Genomic DNA, 2,314 nt, shown 5'->3' with positions numbered 1-2,314 from the left:
CCCCCCGCCGGTTGCTCGGTGCGCCTGAACAAGGAGCCGATCATCGAGTACCTGACCAGCAACATCACCCTGCTGAAGTGGATGATTGCCGAGGGTTACCAGGATCCGCGCTCGCTGCAGCGCCGCATCGAGAAGATGGAAGCGTGGCTGGCCAATCCGGAGCTGCTGGAGCCGGATGCCGACGCCGAGTACGCCGCCGTCATCGAGATCGACCTGGCCGACATCCACGAGCCGATCGTGGCCTGCCCGAACGACCCGGACGACGTGAAGACCCTGTCCGAAGTGGCCGGTGCCAAGATCGACGAAGTGTTCATCGGTTCGTGCATGACCAACATCGGTCACTTCCGTGCGGCTGCCAAGCTGCTGGAAGGCAAGCGTGACCTGCCGACCCGCCTGTGGGTGGCCCCGCCGACCAAGATGGATGCCTCTGAGCTGACCAAGGAAGGCGTGTACGGCACCTTCGGCGCCACCGGCGCACGCATGGAAATGCCGGGCTGCTCGTTGTGCATGGGCAACCAGGCGCAGATCCGTGAAGGTTCCACCGCGATGTCGACCTCGACCCGCAACTTCCCGAACCGCCTGGGCCGCAACACCAACGTGTACCTGGGTTCGGCCGAACTGGCCGCGATCTGCTCGCGTCTGGGCCGCATCCCGACCAAGGAAGAGTACATGGCCGATGTGGGCGTGATCGCCGCCATCGGCGCGGAGATCTACCGCTACATGAACTTCGACCAGATCGAGGAATACCAGGACGTGGCCAAGACGGTCGCTGCCTGAGGGCAGTGCCGGCCGCTGGCCGGCATCCCGCTGAAACGAAGAACCCCCGGTGAAAGCCGGGGGTTTTTTGTTTCACGATGACTCCAGCCCGGTAGTTCGCTGGACTGCGACGTAGCCCGATACAGCAGGTTTATCAATAGCTTACGCGCTTCCATCATATGCCGGTGCTTTCTGAAACTTGACCCGGTTCTCCCTCGCGCCGCTCCTATCTGGCTCCTGGAATCCGGGTCGTTCCAAGGAGTCATCATGGCAAAGATCAAGCTCACCAAGACCGCCGTAGAGTCGGCGCAACCCCAGGCGAAGGACATCGAACTACGGGATACCGTCGTGCCCGGCTTCCTTTGCAAGATTACCTCGACGGGACGCCGGGTGTTCATGCTCCAGTACCGCACGAACTCTGGCCAGCCCCGCAAGCCCTCGCTGGGACTCTACGGGGAGCTAACCGTCGAACAGGCGCGGGTCAAAGCGCAGGACTGGCTGGCCGAGGTTCGCCGGGGTGGTGATCCCGGCGGTGCCAAGGCCGAGGCGCGCAAGGCGCCCACGATGGCCGAGTTGTGCAAAAAGTTCATGGAGGACTACTCCAAGAAGCGCAACAAGGTCAGCACGCAGGACGGCTACCAGGGCGTCATCGACCGCAACATCATCCCGCTGCTGGGCCGCAAGAAGGTGCATGACGTGAAGCGGCCCGACATTGCGGGGCTCATGGAAAAGCTGGCCTACAAGCCGACCGAGGCCAACAAGACCTTCGGCGTGCTGCGCAAGATGTTCAACTTGGCCGAAGTCTGGGGCTTCCGCCCGGACGGCACGAATCCGTGCCGCCACGTCCCGATGTACCCGCCGGGCAAGGAAACCCGGCTCATCGTGGACGAGGAAATGGTGCGGATCTTCCGCCAGTTGGAGAAACTGGAGGCGGAGGGGCTGGAGAACTACGTCATCCCGTTGGCGATCCGGCTGCAATTCGAGTTTGCGGCGCGGCGCTCCGAAATCTGCCCGCTCGAATGGAGCTGGCTGGACTTCGAGAACCGGCGCGTGGTGTGGCCCGACAGCAAGGTTGGCGGCATTTCCAAGCCCATGAGCGAGGAAGCCTATCGGCTGCTTTCGACGGCGCCGCGTCTGGAAGGCTGCCCTTACGTCCTGCCGTCGCCGAACGACCCGGCCAAGCACCTGACCTTTGGCGAGCACTATGGCGGCTGGTGCCGGACGCTCAAGGCCGCCAGCGTGCCGCACGTAGGCACGCACGGCATCCGTCATCGCTCGACCACCGACATTGCCAATTCCGGTGTGCCGACCAAAGTGGGAATGAAGCTGACGGGCCACAAGACCGTGGCGATGTTCATGCACTACGTCCACACCGAGGACAAGCCGGTGCGCGAGGCGGCCGAGCTGGTGGCCAGCCGCCGCCAAGCCATCACGGGCGCGCGGCAGCTTGCGGAGGCGGTGGCATGAACGGGCGCCGGCCATCAGCAGCATCGCTCGCAGCGCCCGCGGCGCTGCTGGGCGACATTCGGGCACTGATCGAGGCGGCGCGCTTGCGCGC

2 protein-coding genes are annotated in these 2,314 nt (G+C 64.3%); both read left to right on the top strand.

What is annotated here, in order from left to right:
- Positions 1-777: aconitase family protein (locus O0J73_RS22205; RefSeq protein WP_308309659.1), on the top strand; the 777-nt coding region annotated here is incomplete at its 5' end.
- 246 nt (positions 778-1,023) lie between these two features.
- Entirely contained in the window at positions 1,024-2,223 is a 1,200-nt protein-coding gene (locus tag O0J73_RS22200; protein ID WP_001062689.1) for a site-specific integrase, read from the top strand.
- Positions 2,224-2,314: the final 91 nt, after the last annotated feature.

This window comes from Stenotrophomonas sp. Sm6012 (assembly GCF_030985895.1).
Taxonomy (GTDB): domain Bacteria; phylum Pseudomonadota; class Gammaproteobacteria; order Xanthomonadales; family Xanthomonadaceae; genus Stenotrophomonas; species Stenotrophomonas forensis.
Note: the sequence above shows the minus strand (reverse complement) of the source record. Positions and strands in the feature narration are given on the sequence as shown.

What these genes read in the sequence shown, in the direction of transcription:
- O0J73_RS22200 (WP_001062689.1), top strand. Translation starts at nt 1,024, where the DNA reads ATGGCAAAGATCAAGCTCACCAAGACCGCCGTAGAGTCGGCGCAACCC.